The organism is Paenibacillus sp. LRG-1 (assembly GCF_057220305.1).
In genome coordinates, this window is sequence record NZ_CM170126.1 from 3,483,799 (window position 1) to 3,510,770 (window position 26,972).

The 26,972-nt window shown below is 44.9% G+C and carries 21 protein-coding genes, 1 pseudogene and 1 riboswitch; of the genes and pseudogenes, 10 read left to right on the forward strand and 12 right to left on the reverse strand.

Going from position 1 to position 26,972, the window contains the following annotated elements:
- Positions 1–178: 178 nt before the first annotated feature.
- From ACUUJN_RS15405 to leuC, 5 genes are all read right to left on the reverse strand, one after another.
- Positions 179–829, reverse strand: a complete 651-nt coding sequence (locus ACUUJN_RS15405; RefSeq protein ID WP_023989082.1) for a GerMN domain-containing protein — start codon at positions 827–829, stop codon at positions 179–181.
- A 45-nt stretch (positions 830–874) separates the two neighbouring features.
- Complete coding sequence (locus ACUUJN_RS15410) at positions 875–2,374, reverse strand: N-acetylmuramoyl-L-alanine amidase family protein (RefSeq protein ID WP_023989083.1); 1,500 nt, start codon at positions 2,372–2,374, stop codon at positions 875–877.
- Between the two features lie 293 nt (positions 2,375–2,667).
- The gene (locus tag ACUUJN_RS15415; protein WP_484668689.1) at positions 2,668–4,242 is read right to left on the reverse strand and encodes an N-acetylmuramoyl-L-alanine amidase family protein; all 1,575 of its coding nucleotides are present in this window, start codon (positions 4,240–4,242) and stop codon (positions 2,668–2,670) included.
- A gap of 232 nt (positions 4,243–4,474) precedes the next feature.
- Positions 4,475–5,077 carry a 3-isopropylmalate dehydratase small subunit gene (gene leuD / locus ACUUJN_RS15420; protein ID WP_013310633.1) on the reverse strand — a complete coding sequence of 201 codons (603 nt, stop codon included), beginning with the start codon at positions 5,075–5,077 and terminating at the stop codon, positions 4,475–4,477.
- A gap of 20 nt (positions 5,078–5,097) precedes the next feature.
- A complete protein-coding gene (gene leuC / locus ACUUJN_RS15425) occupies positions 5,098–6,522 on the reverse strand; it encodes a 3-isopropylmalate dehydratase large subunit (protein WP_013310634.1) in 1,425 nt (474 codons plus the stop codon).
- Positions 6,523–7,129: 607 nt separating this feature from the next.
- On the opposite strand from leuC, the gene ACUUJN_RS15430 reads away from it, so the two are divergent.
- A complete protein-coding gene (locus tag ACUUJN_RS15430) occupies positions 7,130–8,605 on the forward strand; it encodes an FAD-binding protein (protein ID WP_028540685.1) in 1,476 nt (491 codons plus the stop codon).
- Positions 8,606–8,839: 234 nt separating this feature from the next.
- On the opposite strand, the gene ACUUJN_RS15435 is transcribed toward ACUUJN_RS15430, so the two are convergent.
- The 3 genes and pseudogenes from ACUUJN_RS15435 to ACUUJN_RS15445 form a co-directional block, all read right to left on the reverse strand.
- A complete protein-coding gene (locus tag ACUUJN_RS15435; protein ID WP_196233322.1) occupies positions 8,840–8,947 on the reverse strand; it encodes a sporulation protein YjcZ in 108 nt (35 codons plus the stop codon).
- A 133-nt stretch (positions 8,948–9,080) separates the two neighbouring features.
- Positions 9,081–9,815 carry a fibronectin type III domain-containing protein gene (locus tag ACUUJN_RS15440; protein ID WP_226887760.1) on the reverse strand — a complete coding sequence of 245 codons (735 nt, stop codon included), beginning with the start codon at positions 9,813–9,815 and terminating at the stop codon, positions 9,081–9,083.
- Positions 9,816–10,049: 234 nt separating this feature from the next.
- Positions 10,050–10,488: pseudogene (locus tag ACUUJN_RS15445) on the reverse strand (NucA/NucB deoxyribonuclease domain-containing protein).
- Between the two features lie 234 nt (positions 10,489–10,722).
- On the opposite strand from ACUUJN_RS15445, the gene ACUUJN_RS15450 reads away from it, so the two are divergent.
- Entirely contained in the window at positions 10,723–11,580 is an 858-nt protein-coding gene (locus tag ACUUJN_RS15450; RefSeq protein WP_254347433.1) for a hypothetical protein, read from the forward strand.
- A gap of 153 nt (positions 11,581–11,733) precedes the next feature.
- Here the strand turns inward: ACUUJN_RS15450 and ACUUJN_RS15455 are convergent, their stop codons facing one another.
- Together ACUUJN_RS15455 and ACUUJN_RS15460 are read right to left on the reverse strand one after the other, a co-directional pair.
- Positions 11,734–12,288, reverse strand: coding sequence for a DUF1003 domain-containing protein (locus tag ACUUJN_RS15455; RefSeq protein WP_049828342.1), 555 nt, complete (start codon positions 12,286–12,288; stop codon positions 11,734–11,736).
- Between the two features lie 311 nt (positions 12,289–12,599).
- Positions 12,600–12,772: riboswitch (M-box (ykoK) riboswitch) on the reverse strand.
- 453 nt (positions 12,773–13,225) lie between these two features.
- Complete coding sequence (locus ACUUJN_RS15460) at positions 13,226–14,644, reverse strand: helix-turn-helix domain-containing protein (RefSeq protein ID WP_068941642.1); 1,419 nt, start codon at positions 14,642–14,644, stop codon at positions 13,226–13,228.
- A 345-nt stretch (positions 14,645–14,989) separates the two neighbouring features.
- Here ACUUJN_RS15460 and ACUUJN_RS15465 point away from each other — a divergent pair, with 345 nt between their 5' ends.
- The 8 genes from ACUUJN_RS15465 (at position 14,990) to hydF (ending at position 24,293) form a co-directional block, all read left to right on the forward strand.
- Positions 14,990–15,415, forward strand: a complete 426-nt coding sequence (locus ACUUJN_RS15465) for a MaoC family dehydratase (RefSeq protein ID WP_028540679.1) — start codon at positions 14,990–14,992, stop codon at positions 15,413–15,415.
- 696 nt (positions 15,416–16,111) lie between these two features.
- Positions 16,112–16,477: a hypothetical protein gene (locus ACUUJN_RS15470; protein WP_013310644.1), complete on the forward strand. Its 366-nt coding sequence runs from the start codon at positions 16,112–16,114 to the stop codon at positions 16,475–16,477.
- A 127-nt stretch (positions 16,478–16,604) separates the two neighbouring features.
- Positions 16,605–18,767 (forward strand): formate dehydrogenase subunit alpha, encoded by a 2,163-nt coding sequence (gene fdhF / locus ACUUJN_RS15475; RefSeq protein ID WP_028540678.1) that lies wholly within the window; start codon positions 16,605–16,607, stop codon positions 18,765–18,767.
- A complete protein-coding gene (locus ACUUJN_RS15480) occupies positions 18,764–19,414 on the forward strand; it encodes a 4Fe-4S dicluster domain-containing protein (protein WP_053325642.1) in 651 nt (216 codons plus the stop codon). The genes fdhF and ACUUJN_RS15480 overlap by 4 nt, the downstream gene beginning before the upstream one ends.
- 32 nt (positions 19,415–19,446) lie before the next feature.
- Positions 19,447–20,952 (forward strand): [FeFe] hydrogenase, group A, encoded by a 1,506-nt coding sequence (locus ACUUJN_RS15485; protein ID WP_254664471.1) that lies wholly within the window; start codon positions 19,447–19,449, stop codon positions 20,950–20,952.
- 65 nt (positions 20,953–21,017) lie between these two features.
- Complete coding sequence (locus ACUUJN_RS15490) at positions 21,018–21,608, forward strand: 4Fe-4S dicluster domain-containing protein (RefSeq protein WP_028540676.1); 591 nt, start codon at positions 21,018–21,020, stop codon at positions 21,606–21,608.
- On the forward strand, positions 21,605–23,053 hold the full coding sequence (locus ACUUJN_RS15495; protein ID WP_076159271.1) for an aspartate ammonia-lyase: 1,449 nt from the start codon (positions 21,605–21,607) through the stop codon (positions 23,051–23,053). Before ACUUJN_RS15490 ends, ACUUJN_RS15495 begins: the two co-directional genes overlap by 4 nt.
- The gene (hydF, locus tag ACUUJN_RS15500; RefSeq protein ID WP_053325645.1) at positions 23,040–24,293 is read left to right on the forward strand and encodes a [FeFe] hydrogenase H-cluster maturation GTPase HydF; all 1,254 of its coding nucleotides are present in this window, start codon (positions 23,040–23,042) and stop codon (positions 24,291–24,293) included. Before ACUUJN_RS15495 ends, hydF begins: the two co-directional genes overlap by 14 nt.
- Before the next feature lie 147 nt (positions 24,294–24,440).
- Here the strand turns inward: hydF and hydG are convergent, their stop codons facing one another.
- Together hydG and hydE are read right to left on the reverse strand one after the other, a co-directional pair.
- Positions 24,441–25,853 carry a [FeFe] hydrogenase H-cluster radical SAM maturase HydG gene (gene hydG / locus ACUUJN_RS15505; protein WP_013310651.1) on the reverse strand — a complete coding sequence of 471 codons (1,413 nt, stop codon included), beginning with the start codon at positions 25,851–25,853 and terminating at the stop codon, positions 24,441–24,443.
- 49 nt (positions 25,854–25,902) lie between these two features.
- Entirely contained in the window at positions 25,903–26,955 is a 1,053-nt protein-coding gene (gene hydE, locus ACUUJN_RS15510) for a [FeFe] hydrogenase H-cluster radical SAM maturase HydE (RefSeq protein ID WP_226887778.1), read from the reverse strand.
- Positions 26,956–26,972 lie beyond the last annotated feature (17 nt).

A 26,972-nucleotide genomic window follows, 5' to 3' on the forward strand; every position in this document is an offset into this window, starting at 1 on the left:
TACGGGATAGCCCGCATCAAGACGGTCACTCTAAATAATCATCCGGAAAGAAACGAATACTATTTGTGCATGACTGCCTGCATAGGCGAGAAATACACTCCTATATTATCATTATCTGTCACAGATTGCACGTGAAAAGTGTGTAAATCTCCAAGAAATTTTCATACTGTCTGATCGGTTAGCGGCTCATGGGATGATCCAAATCTACATGTCCCATTAAGGACTCTAAAGATTGACCATCTACGAGCAAATCCAACGTTTTGACTTCCTTGAATTGGAACATCGTTTTCTTCAAGGCATCGATAGCCAATTCCTCGCCGCCAGCTCCCAATCGAGCCTCGTCCGGCAGGGAAATATCAAAAGTCAATGCACCGTTATCTAATTTGATCTTATGCACGGAAATTTTCTCGGACCACAACGGGATAAGAGCAGAATCCCCACTCTTTTGCAGAGCTTCAAACGCTTTTTGCAATTTTTCCAGCTCGCTTGGATAGGTAATTTCCTTTTTCTGTTCTTTCAAGCCGTTCTCTTGTGTATCCGTATAGTACACCGTAATCTGCTGTGTTTGTCGATCTCCTGAATTTTCCGTGTCCGTCTTGGTCTTTGTAGGCTCTGTTGACGGAGATGCAGGTGTTTGACTCGCCCCATTATTTTCAGCAGATTGAGCCGAAGGTTCAGGGGTCGTCTGTTCAGGTGTACTATTTTGTGCATTCGAAGTTTGTGTTTCCTGAGATGGAGTCGCAGGAGCCGTTGTTTGCTTAGAGGCACACCCTGCACCTGCAATGGCAAACAGTGCCAGCAGACCTGCAATTACGATTTTCTTGTTCATATGTCCCCCTCCTTGCTTGACGTTGACAAGCGATTTGTTGAAGATCTATTTTACGTCGAGATACTCTGTGATTCCATCTGCAATCCCTTGAGCTACCCGGTTTTGAAAATCTTCATCAAACAGTGTGGCTTCCTCTTTTGCATTACTCAGATATCCTACTTCAAGCAATACGGCTGGCATAGTCGTTTCCCGAATTACATGGAAATTGCCATAACGAATGCCTCGGTCTGTCAGCCCCGTCGCAGGAGCAAAGTACTTATGCATAACGTTAGCGAACGCTTTGCTTGCACTACGCTGGTAATACGTCTCTGTACCGTTGGAAGCTGAGCTACCGCTGCTGTTAGCATGAATGGACACGAACACGTTAGCATTAAGGTTTTCAGCTACTTTTACGCGCTGTTTAAGCTCCAAGAATGTATCATCACTGCGTGTCAGCACAACCTCAAGCTTGGGGTTCTGCTTTAATATGCTTTCTACTTTCAGAGCCATAGCTAAGTTGAAGGTCTTTTCATAATTTTTTCTTGAAACACCAACTGCTCCAGAATCTTTTGCTCCATGGCCAGCATCAATAACAACGACCTTTTTACCATTGCTGTTAGTTGGTGATGTCTGCGTGTCATCCGGCTGTGAGCCATCTGGTAACGTTGCGTCTGGCGTGGTATTCACAGAATCTTTGGAAGCCAGATCGACGATAACACGATTCGAACCATCATTATATGCGGTATAATTCATGGCATGTTTTAAATCAATAACAACGCGCACCGTTGAAGGTTCCTTTTGGAATAAAGCATAACGGATACCGGACACATCCGCTTCATTCTCAATGTCCAGCGAACCATTTAAGTTGCTATCCAGCTTTTGCTGCTCTCCGAAATTGTCAGCAAACGCAGTCGCTGGCAAATCCACCACTACCCGATCAGGGCCTGCCATCGTAAACGCTTTCGGCTTGACGGCACTGGCTGTTGTGATGGTTAAACGGTTTTGGCTGAAACTAACTCCCTGCACCTGTGTAACACCTGAGTTCGCATTATTCGTTGGTGCAGTAACACTACCAGTACCTGTACTGTTATTTCCGGACTTGGGAGGTGTGAATTCCCCGTTTCCAGACCCGCTACTGCGGGTATATAATTTTACGGACTTGGAGCTGCTGTCCCATTTTACGTCCAGTCCCATTTGCTCGCCGATAAAACGAAGCGGTACAAGGGCATAATTGGAACGCAGCAGAGGCGAAGCATCCAGACTAATGTCGCTTCCATTGACAGTCGCCGTCTTACTTCCGATTATCATTCGGATCGAGGTACTGTCTTTCTCAATCGTTATGGTTCGCGCCTGCTGCTTCCATGTCACGTCATATCCCAAATTTTCAGAAATTACGCGTAGCGGGACCATTGTACTTCCGCCAATTACTTGTGCCTTAGCACCACTAGGGACACTTAACTGTTGATCGTCGAGATAGATTTGTGTTCCACTCGAAGCCGCATGTCCATAACCCGGAACCGCCCACATGAAGACAAATAATAACAACAAAAAACCAAATTTCTTCATTCGTCACCCTTCCATTCATAATTTTTTTGCCACATGCTCCGGTGCGGCGACCTGATATACGCGCTTATGTAATATCAGACAACCTTATAGACGTTATCTCACACCAAAAGTTGCGAATATATTCCATCATAACAGAAATATACGTGCCAAAGAACTATTTTTGTCGAATTTTGACTAAAAATATAGATCATTCGCTTTCCGTCAAAAGTCACAGCCAAAAAAACTAAAAAAGCTACTTTCACACCCATGAATTTTCATTAAAAGGTGGAAAGTAGCTTTTATTGTAAACATCCTTAGTTAAGTGATTCAGTTGCTCCTATGCCTGTTCCAAGATACTCCTTCAACCCATCGACAATACCTTCGGCGATCTTCTCCTGTGTTTCTTCTGTGAACATGGCTGCTTCATTTGATAAATTACTAAGGTAGCCACATTCCAGCAATACAGCGGGCATTTGTGATTTTCTCGTCACCACATGGTTTGCCACCCTGATGCCATTATCCTTAAATCCGGTAGCCGCTACAAGATATTTATGCATCGCCTTTGCCAGTGCCAAACTGTCCTGGCGTGCATAATAGGTTTCAGAGCCATTGGTTTTTCCTTTATCTGAAGCTAGCATACTATTACCATGAATGGATACAAACACGCTTGCCTGTTGACTATTAGCCAGTTGTGGTCGTTCATCCAGCGTGGGATACGTATCTCCATTGCGAGTCAATACGATTTGAATGTCAGGATCATTTTGTAGAAGCTGCTCGACCTTTAACGCTACCGCCAATGTAAATTCCTTCTCATGTCGCCCAGTCACACTACCTGCCCCAGGGTCCTTGCCACCATGTCCGGGATCAATGACAACGATTCGCCGTCCTTCGACATTCGTTGGTGTTACCACTATCGGATTCACACTACGCTCACGCAATTGAAGGGTGATATCGCCTAGGCCATTGGTTGAAAGATCATAATCACGTGCTTGATTTAAAGCAATGACAATGCGTACGCCCCCATTTTGTCCATCTGTGGGAGCAAATCTAATTTCCTGCACATCCTCACTGTCACTATTCGTCAACGCCCGCGTGCCATCGGTGCGAATCGGGAACGGCTGAAGAAAATCAGTCGCCAGTGAAGCCCCGGGTAAATCTACAACAATACGATCATTCCCCGTCATTTTGGATACTTTAGGGGTAACATCTTTGTTCAGAGAAATCTTTAACGTTTCACCCTCAAAAGTAATATTTTGTACAAGCAACGCATTTGCTGTGGTCTGTTCTGTATTTTGCTGCTTGGCTGGTGAAGATGCGGCTTCAGTATGCTTGTCTGCTTCAACTGGATTTATTGTCGTCGCTGTTGCTGAAGACGTTTTATTGGTGCTTGTTGTACTCTGTGTTGACGTTTGCGACGATGGTTGGGATTGAGACTGTTTACTCACTTGTTGAGTTACAGCCTTTTGACTGAGATTAACGGATTTACTTTTATTATTCCAATCTACTTTTAGCCCCATTTGCTCCCCAACAAAACGCAATGGGACCATGGTCGAGCTTCCCCGAAGCACAGGAGGTGCATCCAGACTAACTGTTTTTCCATTCACATCAGCCGATGTACGGCCTACATACATGGACATATCGGTACTATTTTTTTGAATTGAGATTTTATAGGATTGTGGTTCCCACTTGAATTGATATCCAAGCTGCTCCCCAACCACCCTTAGCGGTACCATGATTTTTCCATTGACCATTTCAGGCTTGGCATCTGCAGGCGCTTCCACCCTTTTGCCATCTAAAAACAAATCTGCTCCAGCCGCATTCGCATGAGGGGAGGACGGCCACAACCAAATCAGGATAGCCGCTAGTATCACCCAACCATATTTCTTCATTCTCATTCCCCTAACTTATATATGTATTTTTTGGTATTTCTCACAGACACAGTCCTTCAATCATTTTACATTTACAATACCATGCTGAGTCGAACCGTCAACCCCTTATTTTCCAATTTATTTTTTGAGCATGATAAAAGCCCGCAGGCAAAAGTAATGCCAGTACGGGCTTTCTGTCTAACAAATGAGCTAGCTATATGACTACGTATTGAAACTGAACTGGGAATTAACCCTATGCGCCTTGTTTCGCAGCACGTTTTTGTTCATAAGCCAGAATTTCAGATTCATGCTGGAGTGTCAGGCCAATATCGTCCAAGCCTTGCAGCAGGAACTGGCGGCGATGTTCATCCAAATCGAATTCAATTTTCAGACCATAATCGTCAGTGATCGTTTTATCATTCAGGTCGATGTTTAATTGGTAGTTATCATGCTGCGCCGTGCGCTGAAACAATTCCTCTACTTGCTCTTCAGACAGCTTGATCGGCAATATACCGTTTTTAAAACAGTTATTATAGAAGATATCCGCATAAGACGGAGCAATTACGCAACGAAACCCATAGTCCATAATCGCCCACGGCGCATGCTCACGTGAGGAGCCACAGCCAAAGTTAGCGCGAGAGATCAGCACAGACGCCCCTGCATAACGAGGCTTGTTCGGTTCAAATTCAGGATTGATATTGCCCGCTTCATCAAACCGCCACTCGTAGAACAGAAACTGTCCAAAGCCCGTACGTTCAATTCGTTTCAAAAACTGCTTAGGAATAATAGCATCTGTATCCACATTCACCCGATCCACAGGTGCTACAATTCCTTTTAATGTTGTGAAAGCTTCCATCGTAATTCCTCCTCTGTATCCTAGCGGACTACTTCTTCCTGCTTGAATTTCCAATCCCGTACATCAACAAAATGTCCATGAATCGCCGCAGCGGCTGCCATTGCTGGAGATACCAGATGAGTCCGTCCTCCGCGTCCCTGACGACCTTCAAAGTTACGATTAGAAGTCGATGCACAACGCTGTCCCGGTTGCAGTACGTCTGGATTCATCGCAAGACACATACTGCATCCCGCTTCACGCCACTCAAATCCTGCTTCTGTAAAAATGACGTCCAGCCCTTCTTCTTCAGCCTGAATTTTCACACGCCCCGAACCTGGTACGACGATGGCCGTTACTTTGTCAGAAACCTTGTAACCTTTGGCAACCTCAGCGGCTGCACGCAAATCTTCAATCCGCCCATTGGTGCAGGAGCCGATAAACACATAATCAATCGCAATATCCGTGATCGGAGTACCTGGCTTCAAATCCATATATTCAAGCGCTTTTTCAGCTGCTTTACGTTCGTTTTCGGTTGGCAGTTCTGCCGGAATCGGTACGGTTGAGGAAATATCTGTACCCATCCCCGGGCTGGTGCCCCAGGTTACTTGCGGAATCAAAGCATCTACGTCAAACTCCAGCACGACATCAAACTCAGCGCCTTCATCTGTGACAAGCTCTTTCCACTCAGCAACCGCTTGCTCGAAAGCAGCTCCTTGTGCTACATGTTGACGTCCACGCAAGTAATTGAAGGTGGTTTCGTCCGGTGCAATCATTCCTGCTCTGGCTCCGCCTTCAATGGACATGTTACACACAGTCATGCGCTCTTCCATGCTCAATTCGCGGATAGATTCACCTGTGTACTCAATAACATAACCTGTGGCGAAATCTGTACCGTATTTGGCAATGACACCCAAAATCATGTCCTTTGCTGTCACACCAGGTTTGCGGCGGCCTACAAAGCGAACTTCCATCGTTTTGGCTTTAGCTTGCTGGAGACATTGTGTTGCCATTACGTGCTCTACCTCACTGGTTCCGATACCAAAAGCGAGTGCTCCGAACGCCCCGTGTGTGGAGGTATGGCTATCACCACAAACAATCGTTTTGCCCGGATGAGTCAGACCAAGTTCAGGCCCCATAACGTGAACGACACCTTGATCCACCGTATCCAGATCATACAGTGTAACACCGAAATCACGGCAATTTTGAGTTAATGTATCAATCTGCTGCTTGGAAATCGGGTCCGTAATATTGTAACGGTCCTTAGTCGGCACGTTATGATCCATCGTTGCAAACGTAAGCTCTGGACGACGTACCTGACGTCCGCTAAGACGTAATCCCTCAAACGCCTGCGGCGATGTTACCTCATGTACGAGGTGAAGATCAATGTACAAAATACTCGGCTTTCCCGCTTCCTGATAGATGACATGGTTATCCCAAATTTTCTCGAACATGGTCTTTTTACTCATCATTATTCACCCCTGTGTTTTTCGAACCTAGTGGAGAGAAGCTAACGGCTCTCTCTTGAATGTCAACAATATACCACGGGATGTTTGATTGGTCTAAGATATGATATCTATAGAAGTGATAGGTTAAGGCTATAAGGATGGATACTATGAACTCTGTCGCCTTTTCTAAGGTACTGCCAGTTATTACATTAAGGATTTGTTTGAATATTCATACTGCGAAAGCTGAGTCAATTATATATTCTCAGATAATGTTGACAATATAAGGAATAAACTTGTACAATTAGGAAAATATTTTTTTGGATTCCATTCTTCGTTGGTAACAAGGATATTGGAAATCGTAATAAGAATCATCTTAGCGATTGCTATAATGGTTCTTTTTTTCCTCTACTTTTGCAAAACTGTTCGTATTTGATTTTGTTAGCTCTTAATAACTATATAAAGTATAAAACGAAATATAGTTATATAATTTGATATAAATTACAGGCAATTAACAACGGAGCAAGAATTTTATGAATATCATCATGATGCGTTTTGTTGCAACAAATAGAAAACTGACTACGAGATTCAGCCGAAGATAACATTCACATCCTAAAAGGGAGTTGGAATGATGAAACAAAATGGAATATCCGTTGAAAACTACACTCCAATTTTGATTGTCGGTACGGGGATCTCAGGGCTTACTGCTGCTTATTATTTGTCGAAAAATAATATTAAGTACACGATTGTAACAAAAAAGAATGCACCCAAACAAAGCAACTCCTTTCTTTCAGCCGCAAATACTCGGGTTCCATCAGAGAATGAAGTTAACAATATTATTAATCTTACTATTGATAAATGTGGAGCAGATCGATCAGTAATTGAAGCGCTATATAGGAATTCCAACATAATTATAAATTTCTTCAAAGAATTAGGAATTCCTTATGAGAAAACATCCTTTGGTATCATGCCTGAATGTTTGATTAAATCACATGGGGGAAAGAAATTAATCAATTGTTTGTTACAACATATTGAACAACCGATGTGTAATAAAATTTTGATTCATTTGGAAAAGTACGATCAAGGAATTATCGCAATATTTTATGACACACAATCAGATCAATTTATCAGAATATTTACAAATTATTTGGTATTAGCTACGGGAGGATATGCAGGACAATTCTGTTTCAATGATAATTCGCCGGGTTCAACTGGTGAAACGCTTATCTTAGCTAAAAAAATAGGTGCAAGATTAAAGGGAATGTCTACAGTAATGTGTCATCCTTGGTCTATATATAACGGAAGGCAAATTTTATTGGGCGGGGTTGTATCTTTGAGTCAAGGGAAAATAATAGATGAGGATGGAGTTCAATTATTAAAAGATAAGTATATTTGTGATGCAATTGCTCGAGATGATTACCACGAAATGATTGATGAGATTTTAAAATTCCAACTTGAATGTATCAAACAAAAAAAAGACATGTACTTGGATATGAGCCATGCTGATGAAAATGTTTTAAATGAAAAATTCAAAAAATATGGATTTAGTCCTAAGGTAGTTAAAAATAAAAGAATTAAAATTACACCAACGATGCACTATTCTTCAGGAGGAATCGAAATCAACGCTAATGCTGAGGCTATAAACTTGAATCGTGTTTTTGCTACTGGAGAAGCTCAATTTAATGGTGATCTTGGTATAGGAAGAATCCCTGGGCAAGCATTCGCATCGGGGATCGTTTTTGGTAAATTAATTGCGGACAAAATAGCTAATGAAGGTGTTTTCAATACTCAATATCAAACTTCATTTAAAGATCCACCTGAAACGATGCATCTGTATTCAAAAGAAAATAATGACTTTCCGATTGAAGAGTTTCAGAAAAAGTTGTCAACTCTAATGATGGATTTGATCGCTTCCAATCCACCTGTGGTTTCTCTATCATTCCTTAGAAAAAAAATACAAGAAAGTCAAAACATCATATTAAGTAGAGCAAGAGGATCAGGAAAACGATACGAGGATATTTTAACATTGTCTTTTGGATATTTTGTTGCAATGGAAATTATAGAAGATCTTGAAGCAAAGTCAGGCTTGTTGAGTATCCAAAAATAGGATAAAAAGAGTCGCCTTTTTGGCTAATGGAAAGCACCACGCAACCATTCCAAAAAGAGGCGACCCTCATGGATTAGCCTAGGGCCGAACGGCGAACCTTATAGATTCCTTAGGAACTGATGTGGCTATGCTTAAGAAATTAAATTCAGCACGCTTTAGTCATTATGACCAAAAGGATAAAAAGCACAGGGCTAAGCAGCAATTCGAAAAAATGCCGGTGGAGCTTAAGAATCTTTATAAATGAATTAATTTCAAGATGATTACCAGCAAAATGAACAATGCCAATACAGCAGCTATCGATGTCCAAACTCTTCCGGTGATTCCCTCGTAGTCTCTTTTCATTTCCCCCACACGTAACGCCTCCTTTACTTTAGGGTACTATACTCCATAGGCTATGCGAGGTCTTGGTTAAAGGAAGGGCTTCTTAACAAAAAAAAGCTCCGCCGACCATTTAAGGTCAGCTGAGCTTTTTGATTTATTTAGAGTATTCACTTACATCGAACGTAAGGATACGATCAAACAGCATGTAGTCCTTGCGGCTGCTGAATGGGCCTTTATTGTTATCGTGCTTATTGATTGCGTATGAAGCTGATCCAGAACCAGCCTGTTTGTTTTCGTACCACGAGATAAAGTCATTAACCTCTTTCATGCTTAGGTCAAACTCTTTTTCCAAGCCTGTTGTCATAGTGACCACCAATATTGCACGATCTCCAGTAGTTGGCTCTGGATCAGGTTGACTGCCTCCTCCTCCTAGTGGAGTTGCTGAAGCTTCATTGGAGTATTCTGAATCCACACCATTTACTTTAGCACTCACAACAAAGTAGTATTTCGTTCCATTGGTCAGACTTGGAATGATGAAGTTTCCATAGGCATCTTTTGTTGCTGTAGCAGTTTCAGTGTATTTACCTGACTCCGTTCCGTATTTAACTGTATAGCTTTCTGCATTCTCTATTTGATCCCATTTTAAAGTAACCTTGCCGTCTCCAGCTTTTGCTGTAAGATTAGCGGCAGTATTAACATCTACTAATTTACCATTTTTATCAATATCAATTGCATCCAAATCATAGTGACCCCCGGTAAGCTGTGGTACAGTAATTGTTACATTATGTCTTCCTTCTGGTAGTCCTGTTTTTTCATATGATAGATTTTGTCTTAAAAGCGTTCCATTTTGAGAAAATACTTCATCAATATTATCTATTGTAATTTGCACATTAGTTGGTCTATCTAGGTATCTTGTACCAATCAGTCTCAGTTTTGTTCCATAGAATGAGAACTTAATCTGCGCTCCCGATTGGGTCGTATATTTTGAAGTGCTGTATAACAGATACTACGGTAATACATTCTTTAGAATGTGTCTAAACATAAACTTGCTAATCTATAAATATAATCAATATATTTGCATATTTATTTTTTATTGGGTATTAAAAAGGACTCATGCCAGCTTCTATACTGGTTGAGTCCTTGTTTTTTTTACAATAAACCTCACTTTAGTCCCGATCTTCATACTCATCTAACTGATGACTTACCCATGATCCTGCTCCCCGGTTATCACTAGGCTTTATGTATCTGATATCAGCACCTGCGCCACCTTCTGCACACATTGCCATTGGCGATTCATCGCGATCATATCCCTTTTTCGTCGGATAGCCCTTGAGCGATTCCTTCCTGTTTTCTTCGGCTCCATCCCGATCAATTGTACACACCGCAGAATGTCCGGCTGCTATTGCATCCCCTGTTTCTGGATAACGTGAGCTTGGGAACTCCAGCGTATACCCAACTGCTGCTTGTTGGTTGATTGCTGCCGGTTCAGCATAAACACCCTGTACGGAAAAGATAGCTGCCAGTAACAATACGATTAATCCTTTTGCGATTCCTTTTATCATACGACCCTCCATAGTATTTAATCTTCTCAATACTATATTGGGAGACATGTCGAAGTATCGCGTATATTGTCACATAATAAAAAGGACTCATACCAGTTTTCGGGCAGAGCTCATTACTCCAGAAATTAAAAACCACATTTAAACTTATTTTTGAATATATAGACATTAATGTTTAGACTCCCTTTTTCAATTTTGTATGATTACTGAGCAAATAAACAAAAAGGGGATTTATACATGAAAAGAAAGCTCAATTTAATTTTATGCTTCACTTTACTTATTACTATTTTCCTCCCATTGTCATCAGTGAGTGCCTATACGGGAGGTTATGCCAACGGAAAAAGTGTTGATGCAATGATACCTGACATATATTTTATAGGAAGACCCCATGCAAGCAAAGCAAGTACAACACTTATAACAGATAACAATGAAGAAACAAACTATTTACTTCCTAAAGATAAGATGGTTATGATTGATTTAGGTACAGATAGAACTATTGATTCTTACAAGCTTAAAAGTGATTCTAAAAATTTAAGAAATAGTTTCTACGACCGAGACACAGGTTATATAGGCATATTTGAAACCAACGTAGGAAATGGAGAACTGAAGAAGCTTCCAAATGAAAAAAAAGTAGAACGCGTTAGATTCGTCACTCTTTATTCACTTAGTGGTGAAGACATAAATATAAGCGAACTTGACTTTTTCAACAGTAAAGATACAGTACCAGCACCGGAACCTTCTCCAACACCAGATCCTAAACCGACACCTGAACCAACACCGACGCCAAATCCAACACCAAGTCCTGAGCCTAATCCGTCTGAACCTACTGAGCCGACCGAACCAGCACAACCAACTGGCGACCGAGCTATTCTGACTGTAACAATGGACAATGGATTTGATAAGGAATTCGATCTAAGTAAAAAAGAACTCAGTGCATTCATTGCTTGGTATGACGCTAAAGATGCTGGTAGAGGCCCTTCATTCTTTGCTATCGATAAACACAATAACAACAAAGGTCCATTCAGCAACCGTAAGGACTATGTAATATTCAATAAAATACTCACATTTGAAGTAAGCGAGTATTCAACAAAATAATAAACAACAAAGGACTTCATACTGGTTACATACCAGCGGAGTCCTTTTTCACATCTACTCTAAATTCAAATTGATTCGGAAGAAATAAGATTCGTTAATCGGAATCGATTCAGGTAAAAACTTCTCTACGGGGCCTCTATATAATCTAAAGTGTCATTTATGTTCTTCATTCGGTTGTTTTAGAACAAGTAAGAGTTTTTTAATCTCAATCAGTTCGCCTTCGATCCGATGAAGGTGGCTCTGCATATCGTCAATCTCTTGTTCGGCTTTGTAGTTGATCGCGAAGTCAATGATCGATTCATGCTTATCCCTTGCAGCTTGGCGGTTCTGACTCATCATAATGACCGGAGCCTGAAATGCTGCAATAAAGGACAAACACAAGTTCAACAAGATAAATGGAGGTTCATCGAAATGAAAGCGAGTAAACGGCAAGCTGTTCAAGAGTATCCAGAGGGTCAGAAAGATAGCGAAATAAGTAATAAATCTCCAGCTACCGCCGAATGATGCAATCCGATCTGCAAGACGATCTTGCCAGCTTGTCGTTCTTTGGTACGCTTCATCTAAATGAGAAAGAATGCTATTCTCGTAACTATCGACTAGCCGATCAATACGACGGGTATTTTCCTGATTCAATTCAATATCAAAGCCTTGAATATGAGCAGCACTTTTATTTTGCTGTTTTTTTTGAAAAAAATTCATTTTTGACATGTCAACTGCCTCCTTGTTTTAAGGCAGTCGGGCCCAATACTAACCCGTAGGGGAGGAATAGCAACCATACTCAATTATGGTATCTAGTTTTAACCCGACTGCCAATAGACTCCCTGGTTCTGGATCCGGTTCAGACGAACTTCGACTACTCATTGAATGGTTCAACCCCTCTCCCCTTAACATGTTGTGGGCTCCATATTTTACTGATCACACTGGAACCAAATCATTGCCAATACTACAACATTGAAATAAAAACGCCCCTCAGCTAACTGAAGGGCGTCGTTCTGCATGCAGGATAAAGCATACAAATATCCGATTCCCCCAAGTCGAGCTTTAGCACTATACGACGTAAAAGAACCAAAGTTCTTTAGCCACATTAAGAAGAGCCTTAATCCGGCAATTCCTGTTATACCCATTGGCATCTTTCGATGTTTCCGGGCAGTGGCTTATGTTCATATAGGAGCCTCACCTAACGAGGACATCAATATTTCCTTAGCAAGCATACTGCTGTCTAAATGTGCTGTCAAACCCAAATATATTTGCTATATTCCACATGTGTTTGTGCCTGGTGACAGCGACGCTGGCACTCCCCCTTATAACGCAAAAATAATAAGTCGTGGGGCCGCAGTTGCGGCAAACAGATGGTCTAAAACTTACATCATATCATCACCCAACGGTTTTACTACATATACTCTTACCTGGCTTAATGCAGCAGCAAATAGTTCTATATCCGACTTTAACACTTTATATGTATGGTTCAAGCTGATCACCTCAGATAGTTATTCTGCCGTGTGTGGTAATTCCTGCACTAAAGAAAGCTCTGCCGACCATCAGGTTAGCAGAGCTTTTTCTTTAAAATCCTCCAATGGTAACGTTAGGCTGAATACTATGGTGGTGGTTAAAGGCTTGGTCCGGCATAGTAACAATAAACAAAAAGCTAGCCGCGATGACTAAAAATACCATTTTTTTGAACATTGTTTTCCCACACCCTTTCAATAAAATTGAAATACTCAGCTTTAGTTTCAGGAACTGCATGGGCTTGAAAACGAACAAACAACCCCATACAGTTTATAAAGTAAGTTTCATTATTTATTATATGTGACTTTACCATTGCATTCATCAAATATTTAAAGCCATCAATGTACTTCCCTCGGTATAAATAATAAAAACCTAATTCGTAACCAAACCACGCGATATAATCCGGTATCACTTGTCGGGTATACATATCATCTGATGATGGTTGCTGTGAAAAAGTCGCAATTAGCGTTTCAAATCGTTTGAGTATATTGTCTACATCTATGCTAAACTGGTTTGCTGCGATTATAACATTCAGCAGTTTTGAAAGCTTTTCATTCTCGTTAGCGGCTGATGTTGTAGCAATATATTCAACATAATCGTTCAGCAGGCTTATTTCTCCTGACAACAGCTTATATACGTAAGTATTTCCTACCGCCCACTGACTGAACAGGTTTACCCAGTGTTTTGTATCCTCGTCATCCTCTTTAACCCAGTCTAAATCCGCATAGGCGTATGTATATTGTAGAGCTTGTTGATAATCGCCTTGGGCTTCACAAACACTAGCACACAACAAATCGGCGTAAGCAATGTATCCAAATAACGGATTTCTGGTTTCCTTTTCATGCTCCCTGTTCTTTCGATTCTTCTGCTGATGCTTTATGGAATATTGTACTTCAGCTTTCCCTCTCATTTGCCTTGCCATTTCCTCAACCTTGTCCCACTTACGCAAAGACCTGTACACATTAGCCAAATCCTTTAACGCATCAAGTTGTTCTAAATCATCTAGGCGCTCGACATAAGGCTCAAATAGTATAGCTGCCTTGTGGTTGCGGCTTTGGTCGTCACCAATCTGAATCGTGAATATACGATATTGACAGACTGCCAATCGTTCTGAATGTTGATATTTCTCCGCTTCAGCTACCCCCTCATAGAGCAGCAATGCAGCCGCATGTCTTCCCTGCGCCAACAATTCTTCTGCAATTTCAAATAGCTTGGGTGAATACAGTAGATTGTCCATGATGGCTCCCACCACTCGACGGATTGCATCCAACTTGTCCAACTCCGCACAGCGAAACAAAAATGGCTCGATTCGTCTCATATTCGGAGGATGGTCGATGATGTAGTTTTCTATGAACAAGACATAAAAGTGACCTTCCGGTAACCCCATAGCCTCGGTAATGCGATCTATCTGGTTAACAGACATAGATTTATTGCCTGACACTATGCTACTTACTATCCCCCTATTCATGCCCGCTATATGCCCAAACTCCATCATGCTCAAACCTTCTTGTTTTAGATATTGTTCCAATTCTGCTCTAATCGTGGGTGTAACTTTCATAGATAAACCACCCTCCATACAGAAGTACCAATATTTATATATTATTGCATTCTATTGTTGTCCATAATTTAACAGTTGTCAATAATTTTTATTTATTTGCATCGAATGTCGAAGTATATAAAATAAGCAGTTCCAAAGAGTCACTCTGCATTGAAGTCAAATAACCCTGCCACTGTTACCGGTGAGACTTATGTTAATGGAAATATAATCCTTCAAAAAGCAGACACTTACATTGATCTGACTGTACAAAAGTACGGAGGGTTACTTGCTGAGTGGGACTACAAATGATTGGTGATATTATGCTACTCTATAAATAAGCAAATAATTTAATCAAGAGGTGTAATAATGCGGTTTCATGAATTTTATATCGGACAAGTATTTAAAACCAAGTCTTTAAAATTAACTAAAGAGGATATTACCAGATTTGCAAGGGAGTTTGACCCGCAATATATGCATTTAGATGAAGAGAAAGCATTACAAGGTAGATTTAATGGAATTATCGCTTCAGGAATTCAAACATTAGCTGTTTCTTTTAAGCTTTGGGTTGAAACAGGCAGTTACGGTGATGAGGTTATTGCTGGAACTGCTATGAATAATATTAAATTTATTAAACCAGTATATCCAGGCGACGAATTGTACACCATTGTTGAAGTGATTGGAGTAAAAGAGATGAGGAATGGAACAGGACTCGTTACTGTATTGCTGTCGACTTTCAACAACAAAGAGGAGCAAGTTTTTGAAGGCGATTTATCCGTTCTGGTTAAACAGTAAAGTTTCATAAAAAATCAATTATTACAAGTTTGAAGAGGTCCATGCATTTTAGCACGAACCTCTTCTCTTTATTCTAACGTGGCTTGACTTGCGGCTTCATGTTCAGCCACACGTTGCAGTAATTCCTACTAAGTCTTCATTTGACGACCTTGACGTGCCCTTCTACAAACTGAATATCGCATAGATTCTACATCTTGAACCCGTACTTTTCCACCATTTTGGATAACATATCTATGCCTTCTGGAGTTCGACTAGCATTTCCGTCCAATGTAATAATAATAAATTGATATTGCAAATCATATAAATGAATAATTTACTATAAATCTCTGAGATTCGCACTGTGCTATTTTAGTATAGAGGGCTTTGAGAATGACATTTACTAATCTCAGCCCATAGTTTGTCATTCAACTGCTTTTGTATTGGATCTGGACAAACAACGCGATGGAACGAGAAGCATCATACAAACCATAGAGGTATAGTTGCTTCAAGAGCGGTCTAATCTATGTAAAATTTTGGTTCAGTGTAATGAATTTCACATCTTTCCGGGTCAACCTGTTCTACCATAGAAGGGTGATACGCCGTGCTGGGCAGACCACTTTGGTCGGGACGGTTACGTCTTGTTCTAAACCAGCTACACAGGCTGTCTGGCATGCGCGGCAAGTACGCCTTTATTTTGATTCGAAGCGGAGTGTCCAGATGTTGAATACCGAATTGGAATACCGTGAGCGCATCAGGAAGTTGGCCGTGTGTATTGTCAAGCACTACCGGGGAAAAGGACCGGACAACGTCAAGGTTTCACTGGATTCGCCGCTCCGGATTACGGTAGAAATTCGAGGTACATTGTCTAATTTGTCCGAAATTCTCGTTCATGAAGGGGCTGAGGACAAGGTCAGGGAATATTGGGACGTCCTTCGTCCCTATCTAGAAAAGGAGTTTATGAACGAAGCCGAAAAAACACTCGGCAGTCCCTTCACTTATACTTGGGAGGTCTGCCCCTCCGTCCATGGAGACGGACACATTATCATTACTCTAGAACTACAACACATACACCGGTTGGATTAGCGGGAAGGAGCTTGTCTCCTCGCTCGCGGATAAGCCAGTACAGGATGCAGCGTAAAGCGGCATTTTTGTATTGGCTTTTTTTATGTTACGAGTTTCATCTATTTCATATAAAAGAGGTGCTGCACTTATGGCAGACAAGGTATTGACCGTATGTCCCTACTGCGGGAGCGGTTGTCAGCTTCATTTGCTGGTGGAAAAAGGACAGGTAATTGGCGCAGAGCCGGCTGGTGGTCGTACGAATGAAGGAACACTGTGTCTGAAAGGACACTATGGATGGGATTTTTTGAATGACCCGCAAATTCTGACTGCACGCTTGCGCAAGCCCATGATTCGCAAAAATGGAGTTATGGAGGAAGTCGAGTGGAAGGAAGCCATTCAATATACTGCCGAACGGCTGTCAGCAATTAAGGAAAAATACGGACCCGACTCCATTATGGGAACGGGCTCCGCACGCGGTCCGGGTAATGAAGCCAATTATGTCATGCAAAAGTTCATGCGAGCGGTCATTGGCACGAACAATATTGACCATTGCGCTCGTGTATGCCACGGCCCTTCTGTAGCAGGTTTGACTTACTCGCTCGGAGATGGAGCTATGTCCAACTCTATTCCTGAAATTGAACACTCTGATCTCATTTTCGTGTTTGGATATAATGCACCCGAAACACATCCGATCGTCGCAAGACGCATTGTAGCTGCCAAGCAAAGAGGCGCCAAAATTATTGTATGCGATCCGCGCATGACCGAAACAGCTCGTATTTCGAATATGTGGCTACCCTTAAAGGGCGGTTCGAACATGGCTTTGGTGAACGCTTTTGGTCATGTACTTGTGCATGAAGGACTGTACGACAAACGATATGTTGAAGCAAACACAGAAGGCTTTGCCGAATACGTAGACAGCATTAAAAAATATACTCCCGAATATGCGGAAGGCATTACGGGGGTCAAGGCAGCCGATATCCGGGCGGCTATGAGGGAATATGCAAAGGCCCCTACCGCTACAATTTTGTACGGAATGGGCGTATGTCAATTTTCACAGGCCGTTGATGTGGTAAAGGGGCTTGCTTCCCTTGCACTGTTGACTGGAAATCTGGGCAAGCCGAATGTGGGAATCGGACCTGTACGGGGACAAAACAATGTACAGGGTTCCTGCGACATGGGTGCTTTGCCGAATGTGTATCCTGGCTATCAGGATGTAACAGATAACACAGCTCGCAAAAAGTTTGAAAAAGCATGGGGTGTTGAGCTGCCACGTAAAAAAGGCTATCCACTTACGGAGGTACCACACCTCATTCTGAAGGAGAACAAGCTGAAAGCTTATTACATTTTTGGCGAGGACCCTGTACAAAGTGATCCGAACGCCGCCGAGTTGCGTGAAGCCCTAGACCAATTGGAATTTGTCGTGGTTCAGGATATTTTCATGAACAAAACAGCGCTGCACGCCGATGTCATCCTCCCTTCTACTGCCTGGGGTGAGCATGACGGCGTATATTCTTCGGCAGATCGGGGCTTTCAGCGCATCCGTAAGGCCGTTGAGCCACAGGGTGATGTAAAGCCAGACTGGGCTATTATTAGCGAGGTTGCTACCGCCATGGGCTATCCTATGTCCTATGCAAACACAGAAGAAATTTGGGATGAAATGCGCAGTCTCAGCCCATTATTCTCCGGTGCCAGCTACCAAAAAATGGAGCAGCAAGGCGGCGTGCAATGGCCCTGCCCTACTGAGGATCATCCAGGTACACCGTATTTATATAAAGGAAATCAATTTTCGACACCTAGTGGCAAAGGCAGATTATTCGCCTGCGAATGGCGTCCACCACAAGAACAACCGGATGCAAAATACCCGCTTGTCTTGTCCACAGTCCGTGAGGTAGGTCACTATTCCGTTCGTACCATGACTGGCAATTGCCGCGCGCTGCGCCAGTTGTCTGATGAGCCTGGCTTTATTCAGATTAGCCCAGAAGACGGAGCAGATCTGAATATTCTGGATGGCGAAATTGTTGCTATATCCTCTCGCCGGGGACGCATCATGGCACGGGCACAAATCAGTGACCGTGTGCAACAAGGTGCGACCTACATGACCTATCACTGGTGGGTTGGAGCATGCAACGAGCTGACCGCTGATTTTCTCGATCCGGTATCCAAAACCCCGGAATTAAAATACTGTGCCATCCGTCTGGAACGGATCGCCGACCAAGCGCAGGCCGAACGTGATGTACATGAATCGTACCAACGGATTCGCAGACAGATGAACGTCCAGGAAGCTGTTTTGGCTGATAAGGTGACGAGATGAGCGGCACAGGGAATATGATACACCGTCTGACAGATAACCGGTCAGCTTCGACGAGTAGAATGGGAGCAGCCAGTAGAACAAGCGCTGTTGCTTCTTCTTTTGTAGTCGCAGACGCCGGACAGTGCATCGGTTGCAAAGCCTGTGAACTGGCGTGCTTCGCCGTTCACAGTCAGGCTAACGGCATAGGAGCTTCGGTCGGAACCGTCAGCGTACCTGTTGTACCCAAGGTGTATGTTGTACGTACAGGGGAAATGTATATGCCGGTGCAATGCCGGCATTGCGAAAATGCCCCCTGCGCACATGCTTGTCCGGTACAGGCCATTCGTCAGGAGGACGGCGTCGTCATGATAGATGAGGAACGATGTATCGGCTGTACCTCCTGTGTTTTGGCCTGCCCCTTCGGGGCAATTGAGGTGTCTCCGGTCTACCGGGCAGGACACGTTGTAACGCAGTCCGGCCTGACTCACCGTGCAAATCGAGTCGCCCTTCCCCGCACCGCAGCAAGCAAATGCGATCTGTGCGCGGAAACAGAGAACGGACAGCCTGCATGTGTAGAGGCCTGCCCGAATCATGTCCTACGGCTGGCCAAAGGTATATCCGACTCACCTCCAGAGCCTCGGCGGGAAGTCTTTTTCCCACGCCTATAAGGTCAAAATCAGCCGCAGAAAGGTAGAAAACCATGTCAACCACAATAGACAAGATCTCTTCGCCTCCTTGTATGAAGACGACTGATTGCACAGACCCTGTCATTCATATTGACCCTACGCTCTGCACAGGATGCAGACGTTGTGCTGGGGTTTGTCCAGTAGATGCCATAGAGGGATTGCCCGGAGAACCGCAAACCGTTAATGCAGACCGATGTGTTATTTGCGGTCAATGTGTACAAATATGCAGCGTATACGCATCTGACTGGGCAGGTTCATCTCCACAGGAAGGCGCCGCTAGACGGCTGGAACGTATCCAAGAACGCGATATGCCTTCCGACATCAGAGAGCCGCTATTCGCTGCCTATTATAGCTACAACTTGAATAAGGTAGCCGATATGATGACCAAACCTGGACAGTTTCGGATCGTCCAATGTGCTCCGGCCATTCGTGTTTCACTCGCGGAGGAATTTGGAATGCCGTTCGGCACCTTGACGCCTGGGAAAATGGCTGCTGCTTTGCGCCGCCTTGGCTTCGACCGGGTATACGACACCAACTTTGGAGCTGACGTGACCATCATGGAGGAAGGCACTGAGTTAATTCGTCGCGTGACCGAAGGCGGTCCCTTACCCATGTTCACATCCTGCTGTCCAGCATGGGTACGATATGCAGAGATCGAATATCCCGATCTGCTAGACCATCTATCCAGCTGCAAATCTCCGATGCAAATGTTAGGAGCGCTAATCAAATCTTATGGTGCACAACTGGACGAGGTGGAACCTGCGAATATATACAGCGTTGCCATCATGCCCTGTACCTGTAAACAATTTGAGTGCGATCGTCCCGAAATGGAATCTGACGGTTACCGTGATGTGGATGAGGTACTGACCACACGTGAACTTGCATACTGGATCAAGCAGCGCGGAATTGATTTTGCGAACCTGCCTGATGAAGAATTCGATTCACCGTTAGGGCAATATTCAGGTGCAGGCTCCATTTTTGGAGTCACTGGAGGAGTCATGGAAGCTGCCATCCGTACAGGTTACGAGCTGCTGACAAATGAAAAACTGCCGAAGCTCCAGCTCGATTTTGTACGTGGTGAGGAAGGCATTCGAGTAGCTGAGGTTCAGGTAGGAAAGCTGCAGCTCAAGGTAGCGGTCGTCGCCGGGCTACAACATGCCTATCAGCTACTGGATCGTGTCCAGGCGGGCGAATGTGATTATCATTTTATTGAGGTGATGGGCTGCCCTGCTGGATGTATCAGCGGAGGGGGACAACCCAAGCTCATGTTAGAAAAGCAACGAATTGAAGCTTATCGGGCACGTAAATCCTCCATCTATGGACATGATGCTGCACACCAGGTACGAAAATCGCATGAGAACCCTCACATCATCAAACTTTATGATGAATTTCTAGGTGAGCCGCTGGGTCATGTGTCGCATCATCTGCTGCACACCACCTTCCAACAACGGGGGCCCGGCAAGCAAAGCCGCAGCAACACTATTTCCACCAAAGGGGATGCGGATTACTCCATTCATTAATACATTAAGTTATTTTTATGCTGTATACATTATTTTTGTCGTAAGTTAGAGAGGAGTCGAATTGTATGAACCGTTTTGTTTTAGCTGATCCCGATCAATGTATCGGCTGTCGTACCTGTGAAATCGCATGTGTCATCGCACATTCAGCGGAGAACCCTTTTATCTCGCCGGATGATGAGTTTCATTTTCACCCTCGTCTGAAGGTTATCAAATCATTTGGGGTCACTGCACCCGTTCAGTGTCGTCACTGTGAGGATGCTCCATGCGCCAACGCTTGTCCGAACGGCTCTATTACGAACGCAGATGGCTGCATTCTCATTAATAGCGAAAGCTGCATTGGCTGTAAAACCTGCATGATCGCCTGCCCTTACGGCGCGATTAACATGGTACCCGAGTATCGAAACGGGCAGCCTGTCGTGCAGGATGGATTGTATACCAATATGTCAGGACGCCTGCAACCCAAAGAGCGCATGATTGCCAGCAAATGTGATTTATGCGAAGGCGTGGACGGCGGTCCGGCCTGTATTGGTAAATGTCCAACACAAGCCCTCAAGCTGGTCGAGCCAGATCTGGTTCATGCCCGGGTTGAAGAAAAACGCGCTGCAAGTGCACGTCAGCTACTGCATATGACACGCATTCCGGCAACGGGTCTATGACCGAAGGTTTCCCTCTGTCTACAAATACGCGAACCGAACGGGATGCGCTAGGAGAGATGGAAATTCCCGCAGATGCCTTTTACGGTATTCACACCGCACGCGCGATGAACAATTTTGCGGTCAGTGGCAGACCCGTGAACCAAAACCTGATCCACGCTCTTGTGTTGGTAAAAAAAGTAGCCGCTCAAGTGAATGGTGAGCAGAAACGGCTCCCTGCCCAACGGGCCTCTGCCATTGTAAATGCCTGCGACGAAATACTCGCCGGGAGGCACCAACATATGTTTACCGTGGATGCCATGCAAGGCGGCGCAGGCACCAGTACCCATATGAATGTAAATGAGGTCATTGCTAATTTGGCCATCGTACAGCTAGGAGGCAGACCAGGGCAGTATGAGATTATACATCCTCTGGATGATGTGAACTGCTGCCAGTCTACGAATGATGTCTATCCCACAGCGCTACGAATTGCAGCAATACGGCTGCTTCGGCCTTTATGTGACACGATGTCTTCGTTACAGGATGCTTTACAGCACAAAGAAACGGAATATGCTGACCTGCTCAAACTAGGCCGCACTCAGCTAATGGATGCCCTGCCCATGATGGCCGGGCAGGGCTTTGGTGCCTACGCAAAGGCTATAGCGCGCGACCGCTGGCGTCTCTATAAAGCTGAAGAGCGGCTGCGGGAAATCCCTATTGGAGGCACGGCGATTGGCACAGGTATGAACGCGCCCCGCGCTTACAGCTATCGGATGGTCGAAAAGCTGGCGGATGAGACTGGTTTTGGACTGAGTCGCAGCGACCACCCGATGGACCCGATTCAAAATATGGATGTCTTTGTGGAGGTGTCCGGTCTACTCAAATCAGCCGCCGTGAATCTGTACAAAATATCTGGCGATTTTCGCCTACTGGCCTCTGGTCCTTTCGGTGGTATTGGCGAATACACGCTGCCTCCAGTTCAGGCCGGATCCTCTATTATGCCTGGCAAGGTCAATCCGGTAATAGCTGAAATGGCAGGACTAACAGCCATGCGTGTGATAGCCGAAGATGCGGCTATCACTATGGCCGCTGCCTCCGGTCAGTTGGAACTAAACGCATTCCTGCCGCTGATTGCCGAATCGCTGCTGGAATCGCTACATATTCTGAACAGCGCGGTTCGACTATTCGAGGAAAGATGCGTACGCGGCCTGATCGTGCGTGAGGAACGCTGCACTACAAATCTGCGTAACTCAGCCGTGATGGCTTCTGCGCTGGTCGCGGAGCTTGGCTATGATGAAGCTGCCTCCATTGCATCTGCAGCCATTGTGCAAGGTCGCACACCAGAGGATATTGCAGAAGATCGCGGCCTACTGACCCGTTCGAGGATTGACCAATTATGCCATCCCTATACAGTAACCAAACCCGGAATTCCGGGGCAGGAAGAAGGAACTCACCATGGGAATGAATGATACCCCTCGTAGCAACCGACCACATATTGTCCTGCTCGGTCGCCGCAACGCAGGCAAATCCAGCATTCTGAACACCCTGACGGGTCAGCCCGTCGCTGTGGTATCTCCTGTAGGAGGAACGACCACGGACCCAGTTTTCAAACCGATGGAGCTGCTCCCAGCGGGTCCCATTGTTCTGGTGGATACCGCCGGACTGGACGATGAGGGTGAGGTCGGGGAGCTGCGCCGCAACAAAACGCTAGAAATACTTAATAGTACAGACTTGGCCTTGCTCGTTATCGACGCCACCGTTGGAGTCGGACCATTCGAGCATGAGCTACTCGAAAAGCTCCGCAACAAAAAGATTCCTGTTATTGGGGTATTGAATAAGGTAGATACCCTTACTGAATCAGATAAAACGGCTACAAAGCTGGCAACTGAATTGGATCTCACCCTAATTCCTTTCAGTGCATCTTTGCTCCGGGGAGACACGGAACTGAAAAAGGCTATCACGAATACTCTCCCCCAAAACGAGGATCGTTTCCGTATCGTCGGTGACCTGTTGTCACCCGGCGATGTTGTTGTGCTGGTCGTCCCAATCGACAAAGCTGCACCAAAAGGCCGATTGATCCTGCCACAGCAGCAAACAATCCGCGATACACTAGAGAGCGATGCCATCGCCGTAGTGACCAAAGAACATGAACTACGATTGACGCTGGAGAGATTGGGACGCAAGCCTCGCTTGGTCATTACCGATTCACAGGTTTTTATGAAAGTAGCGGCCGACACGCCCAAGGATGTGCCTCTCACCTCTTTTTCCATCCTGTTTGCCCGTCATAAAGGCGATCTGGACGAACTGGTACGAGGTGCAAGAGCCATTGATCGCCTCAAGGATGGAGACCGTGTACTCATTGCCGAAGCCTGCACTCACCAATGCCAATCTGACGATATTGGTCGAGTGAAAATTCCCCGCTGGCTCCGCCAAACGATAGGCAAACGTCTCATCATCGAGCATGCATCCGGCTCCAGCTTCCCTGATGATCTGAGCGAATATGCACTGGTTATTCATTGCGGTGCATGCATGCTCAATCGGCGTACGATGCTTCATCGAATGTCGGAAACGAAAGCTGCCGGAGTGCCGATTGTGAACTATGGTATTTTCATCGCTTATGTACAGGGGGTCTTTCCCCGTGCTATTGAATGCTTCCCATCTGCTATGCTGGCATGGGAGCAAGCTGTAGAAGCCGGCAGTTATTCCTAAAAGACCTCATCTCATCATTAATATTTTTTTCCAGACGCACAAAAGCAGTCGCGCTGATTCCAACGCGACTGCTTTTTATTTTCAAGTTCTATTATAAATCATGAGAATTTTCATAGTGTGAAATGATACTACGAATAATATAAATTGCTAAAAATACAAATCACGTTCGCCTGCTTCCAGTCGCTCCAGTCTGTCAAGCGTCAAACGGCGCGTCGATTCACGTGGTATACGCTCCAAATTCTCTCGCAGAGCGGCAGCTCCCAGTTCACGCGCCTCCTCATCCCCATAATCCAGCAGATATTCTTGGAAGGTTAGCAGCGAATTCGGCTGGCACACATTATGAATTTGTCCTGATTTGGCAAGCTCCATGAAACGATCTCCAGTTCGCCCCTCACGGTAGCAAGCTGTGCAGTAGCTCGGCATATATCCACCACGGCACAAACTTTTAATAATTTCCGATGGTGAGCGATGATCCCCTACCTCAAATTGAGGCTTATCATCAGTTTCCTGTTTTGCATATGCCCCTACGCCTGTAGCTGAACCTGCACTAATCTGCGACACGCCTAGACCAATGACGCGGTCCCTATATTCCGGCTCCTCGCGTGTGGACAGGATCATACCAGCATAAGGGACAGCCAGTCGAAGAACGGATACAATTTTCATAAAATCCTCATCGTTGACCAGGTACGGATATCGCTCCAGGTCTACATTTTCAGCCGGACGCAATCGTGGAACTGAAACCGTATGAGGGCCACACCCAAAGGCTTCTTCCAAGTGCTCGGCATGTTTCAGCATCGCTACGGTTTCATAACGGAAATCATACAGACCGTACAACACACCGATCCCCACATCATCTATACCCGCACGCATGGCTCTGTCCATTGCGGTGGTGTGCCAATCAAAGTCCCGCTTTGGTCCCTGCAGGTGGAATTTACGATAGCTTTCCCGATGATACGTTTCCTGAAATAAAATATACGTACCAATGCCCACCTCTGCCAGCTTCCGATAGTCCTCCTCGGTTGTGGATGCAATATTCACATTGATCCGCCGAATGCTGCCGTTATCTACCTTGACCTCATAGATCTGGCGCAGACAATCGACGATATAGTCAATGGGACAATGGACTGGGTCTTCCCCCGCTTCCAGCACGAGCCGCTTGTGTCCCAGTTCTTGAAGCACTCTAACCTCCTCCACCAATTCCTCCGGTGTCAGACGGCTACGAGTAAAGCTGTCATTGGTATGTTTATAACCACAATATTCGCAGTTATTCACGCAGTGGTTGCTTACATATAAAGGGGCGAACAGCACAATCCGGTTGCCATAAATTTGTTCTTTGACTGCTCTCGAAGATTTGAACATCTCTTCCAATAATTCAGGATCATCCACATGCAAAAGAGCCGCCGCTTCACTCGCACTCAGTCCCCGGCAGGCTCTCCCCTTTTCTAAAATTTCTAAAATACGGTGTCGATCTGTTGCCTCTTGTTTCCCCTGCTCCACTGCTGCCATAATCTCTGCTTCATTAATAAAATCCGCCGACACTTTCTCCCGTACTCCACTCACGTATACCCATCTCCTTATTTATGGTTACTGCAATGTTTCCGTTATGGCCTCACAAAGTTTCCTGTCTCATAAGCTGTCGTTGCACCCTCAAACTATCGCCACGCCCCATATCGACTTCAAATCCTGCTCCACGGATTCGCAGCTCCAAGCAATGTCGACATTGGGCAGACTCATCGCCCAAACATATTTTATTCTCATAAATCGCATACTTAGGTCTCACCGCTAGTGGCGACAAATTGGGCATCACCACATTGGCCCCTGCCTGAAGCGCCTTCTCCCTGCCTTGGGGATGAATCGTTCCCATTGCCGTGGACGCCGGAATAAGTGCATCTGGAACGACCAATCGGGATAACGAAATAATATCGAGTGCCTTTTCCATGCTCCCCTGACTGGCATCCCGAAGCGGCGTGTTGCTATGCGGTAAAAAGGGGCCAATTCCGATCATATCTGGTGACAGGCTGTGCAGATAGACCAAATCGTCTGCTAATTCACTATTCGTTTGTCCTGGTAACCCCACCATACATCCGGCCCCGATCTGAAAGCCGATTCGTTGCAAAGCCAGCAGACGGCTGCGCCTGCTTTCCATCGTCATCGTCGGATGCAGCTTGGCGTACAAACGGGGGGAAGCTGTCTCATGCCGCAGCAAAAAACGGTCCGCGCCCGCCTCGTATAATTGCTCATAAGTTTCATCATCCCGTTCACCGATGGACAGTGTAACCGCCACATCCGCAAAACGGCTTTTAATTTCGCGAATCAATTTCGTCAGCCGTGCTGCTGTAAACCAGTAATCTTCCCCACTTTGCAGCACAAAGGTCCGATAACCGAGTTCATACCCCTCCGCACAACAGGCCAGAATTTCTTCTGGCTGCAAACGGTAACGATCTGCCTGTTTATTCGAAGCGCGCAGCCCACAGTACATGCAGTCCTGACGACATATACTGGAGAATTCAATTAATCCCCGTAAAAAAACACCTTTGCCATAGCGCTCCAATTTGGTGCGAGCTGCCAGGTGGCGCAGTTGAGCCCGAAGCGTTGGCTCATCATCCAGACGTGTCAGCAGCTCCATCATTTCCATATGCGTCCATTCCTTGCCGTCAGCCAAACGCAGTAATAATTCGT